The organism is Pantoea sp. B65 (genome assembly GCF_047308185.1).
Taxonomy (GTDB): domain Bacteria; phylum Pseudomonadota; class Gammaproteobacteria; order Enterobacterales; family Enterobacteriaceae; genus Erwinia.
Genome location: NZ_JAHXPU010000030.1, coordinates 1 through 4,444, shown reverse-complemented (window position 1 = coordinate 4,444; position 4,444 = coordinate 1). Strand labels below are relative to the sequence as shown.

General features: G+C 55.6%; 2 protein-coding genes. Both read left to right on the top strand.

The window, feature by feature from the left end; genetic code table 11:
* The coding region (locus tag JWF83_RS13395) for an RHS repeat-associated core domain-containing protein (RefSeq protein WP_413650745.1) at window positions 1-2,543 on the top strand (2,543 nt) is incomplete at its 5' end.
* A gap of 51 nt (window positions 2,544-2,594) precedes the next feature.
* Window positions 2,595-4,444 (top strand): RHS repeat protein (locus tag JWF83_RS13390; RefSeq protein WP_413650743.1); only part of this gene is annotated, 1,850 nt, incomplete at its 3' end.

Here is a 4,444-nt window from a genome sequence, read left to right as displayed (position 1 = left end):
AGTATCAGGCCGCCACCCTGCCCGGCCGTCTGCTCAGCATTACCGAAAACGGCCGTATCACTGAACGTTTTATCTGGGCTGGCAATACTCCGGCAGAGAAACAGCTTAATCTGGCAGGGCAGAATATCCGTCACTACGACTGCGCCGGACTGGAGCAAATCAACAGTATTGCCCTCAGCGGCTCACCACTCTCTGTTACCCGCCAGTTACTGCCGGATAATAACCAGGCCGACTGGCAGGGCAACGATGAATCCGCATGGAAAGACTTATTAGCGGCAGAAACCTTTACCAGCCTGAGCGGCAGCGATGCCAGCGGCGCCACCCTCACCCGCACCGATGCCCGGGGCAATACCCAGCGGCTGGCGTATGATATGGCCGGACAGTTAACCGCCAGCTGGCTGACGCTGAAAGGCGCCGCCGAACAGCTAATCGTTAAATCCATCCGCTACTCCGCCGCCGGACAGAAGCTGCGCGAAGAGCATGGCAATGGCGTGGTGACCACTTACCATTATGAAGCGCAAACCCGGCGCCTGACCGGGATCACCACGCAGCGCCCTGCCGGCCATCCCGCCGGCGCGAAGATATTGCAGGATCTGCGCTATCAGTATGATCCGGTGGGCAATGTGCTGCATATCACTAACGATGCCGAGACCACACAGTTCTGGCGGAATCAGAAAGTGGTGCCGGAAAACACTTACACCTATGACACGCTGTATCAGCTGGTGTCCGCCACCGGCCGCGAACTGGCGGCGACAGCACAACAGCGGATCACCCTGCCTTCGCCGGTGGTTCCCCTGGCCGCCGACGATAAAAGTTTTACCGTCTGGACCCGCAGCTACCGCTATGACCGCGGCGGCAATCTGACGCAGATACGCCACGCCGCCAGCGGCAATAACCATACCACCAATATCACCGTATCAGACCGCAGCAACCGCGCAGTACTCAGCAGCCTGACGGAAGACCCGCAGCAAGTGGATGCGCTGTTTAACCCCGGCGGACAGCAGCTGCAGCTGCAACCGGGGCAGAACCTGAGCTGGACCGCACGGGGGGAGCTGCTGAAGGTTACCCCGGTCACCCGGGAAGGTCAGGCCTCCGACGCTGAAAGCTACCGTTACGCTGCCGACAGCCAGCGCCTGCTAAAAATCAGCGTGCAGAAAACCGGCAACAGCACACAGACGCAGCGGGTGCTCTATCTGCCGGGGCTGGAGCTGCGCAGCAGCGGCCAGGAGAGCCTGCAGGCGATCGCCATCGGCGCAGCCGGTCGTGCCATGGTGCGGGTATTGCACTGGGAAAGCGGTAAACCGGCGGATATCAGCAATAACCCGCTGCGCTACAGCTACGATAACCTGCCGGGCAGCAGCGAACTGGAGCTGGATGGCGACGGTAAGCTGATCAGTCAGGAGGAGTACTACCCCTATGGCGGCACCGCGGTATGGACGGCGCGCAGCCAGACGGAGGCGAACTACAAAACCATCAGATACTCCGGTAAGGAACGCGACGCAACGGGACTGTATTATTATGGTTATCGTTATTATCAGCCATGGCTGGGGCGCTGGCTAAGCGCTGACCCGGCGGGAACGGTGGACGGGCTGAATCTGTATGATATGGTGCTTAATAATCCGATGACATTATCGGACAGTCAGGGTATGGCGGGCAGGCAAGGGTATATTTACAGTCCATTCACTTCATTTGATATGATACGCCAGGCTATGGGGTTGAATATGCCAAGATATCTTTCTGGCAGAAAAAACTTATATCCTCTTATTGTTCCCAACGATAAGGCATTAGAGGACTTTATGGAAATGCGGATAATGCAGATAACGCAGTACGAAGATACTATAGCGTATCATAAGTCAGAATTAAACAAAGTTACCGAAGAACTGTCTACTTTATATTTAAATCCTTTAGCCCTTACTGAAAGTCAACCTTCCCTATCAGATTCGGGTGGAGAGCAGATTGAAATAAAATCACAACTTGAGGCGACAGGTAAAATACTGGAAAGCAAAATACACTTTTATCAAACAAAAAAATACATATATTCGGAAATGAAATATATAAGTGCAACAAGTGTGGAAGGATTAAAATCACTCCGACCCGAAAGTGATAAATTATATATTATTGGCCATGGTGCATACGGCGCTAATAAACTGACATCTGAACATTCAGAAAATAAAGTAAGAATAACATCTGAAGAACTGGTAAATCAGTTAGCCACTGGCGGGTTAACTAAGGAATTCATTGATATACGCTTAGGTTCTTGCTGGAGCGGGGACGCAACAAAACCATCCTTTTTTGAAATAGCAGATCCACATACGGCATCAGGCGCTTCAGGGCAGCCATTAGCCCAACCAGGTACTAAGCGCCCCTTTGCGAAATACGTAAGCGAGGCGCTTAAACGGGAAGGTTATTCGCAGACAGTGGTTAGCGGTTATTCCGGAAAGGGAATCGTCCCCGGTCGTACTTCTTATAATAATATTCATCATGTAAGGCGTACTGAAGGGGTACCTGATGTCCGCAGGTCAATGGTGAGAAGGTTTTTTTAATCAATAATTAAAAATTAAATGCCGGGTTCCGAATGCAGTCAGGAGATCGCCATGCACGATACCAGCAATACCTTATATAGCAATACTCCGGAAGTTACTGCACAAGACAACCGCGGTCTGACGGTGCGCGAACTGCAATACCAGCGTCATCCGACAACCCCGGAAGATACTGATCTGCGCATCACCCGCCATCAGTACGATGCCCGTGGTTTGTTACGGCAAAGCATTGATCCACGGCTATATGCTTTGCAGCAGACGGAGCGTAGCGTAAAGGCCAATTTTGTTTATCTGACCGCATTACGCGGTGAGGTACTGCGTAGCGCGAGTGTCGATGCAGGCACGTCCGTGGCCCTGCATGATATTGCCGGTCGTCCGGCACGGACCCTCAGCGCCACCGGTGTGACCGGCGGCTTTCAGTATCAGGCCGCCACCCTGCCCGGCCGTCTGCTCAGCATTACCGAAAACGGCCGTATCACTGAACGTTTTATCTGGGCTGGCAATACTCCGGCAGAGAAACAGCTTAATCTGGCAGGGCAGAATATCCGTCACTACGACTGCGCCGGACTGGAGCAAATCAACAGTATTGCCCTCAGCGGCTCACCACTCTCTGTTACCCGCCAGTTACTGCCGGATAATAACCAGGCCGACTGGCAGGGCAACGATGAATCCGCATGGAAAGACTTATTAGCGGCAGAAACCTTTACCAGCCTGAGCGGCAGCGATGCCAGCGGCGCCACCCTCACCCGCACCGATGCCCGGGGCAATACCCAGCGGCTGGCGTATGATATGGCCGGACAGTTAACCGCCAGCTGGCTGACGCTGAAAGGCGCCGCCGAACAGCTAATCGTTAAATCCATCCGCTACTCCGCCGCCGGACAGAAGCTGCGCGAAGAGCATGGCAATGGCGTGGTGACCACTTACCATTATGAAGCGCAAACCCGGCGCCTGACCGGGATCACCACGCAGCGCCCTGCCGGCCATCCCGCCGGCGCGAAGATATTGCAGGATCTGCGCTATCAGTATGATCCGGTGGGCAATGTGCTGCATATCACTAACGATGCCGAGACCACACAGTTCTGGCGGAATCAGAAAGTGGTGCCGGAAAACACTTACACCTATGACACGCTGTATCAGCTGGTGTCCGCCACCGGCCGCGAACTGGCGGCGACAGCACAACAGCGGATCACCCTGCCTTCGCCGGTGGTTCCCCTGGCCGCCGACGATAAAAGTTTTACCGTCTGGACCCGCAGCTACCGCTATGACCGCGGCGGCAATCTGACGCAGATACGCCACGCCGCCAGCGGCAATAACCATACCACCAATATCACCGTATCAGACCGCAGCAACCGCGCAGTACTCAGCAGCCTGACGGAAGACCCGCAGCAAGTGGATGCGCTGTTTAACCCCGGCGGACAGCAGCTGCAGCTGCAACCGGGGCAGAACCTGAGCTGGACCGCACGGGGGGAGCTGCTGAAGGTTACCCCGGTCACCCGGGAAGGTCAGGCCTCCGACGCTGAAAGCTACCGTTACGCTGCCGACAGCCAGCGCCTGCTAAAAATCAGCGTGCAGAAAACCGGCAACAGCACACAGACGCAGCGGGTGCTCTATCTGCCGGGGCTGGAGCTGCGCAGCAGCGGCCAGGAGAGCCTGCAGGCGATCGCCATCGGCGCAGCCGGTCGTGCCATGGTGCGGGTATTGCACTGGGAAAGCGGTAAACCGGCGGATATCAGCAATAACCCGCTGCGCTACAGCTACGATAACCTGCCGGGCAGCAGCGAACTGGAGCTGGATGGCGACGGTAAGCTGATCAGTCAGGAGGAGTACTACCCCTATGGCGGCACCGCGGTATGGACGGCGCGCAGCCAGACGGAGGCGAACTACAAAACCATCAGATACTCCGG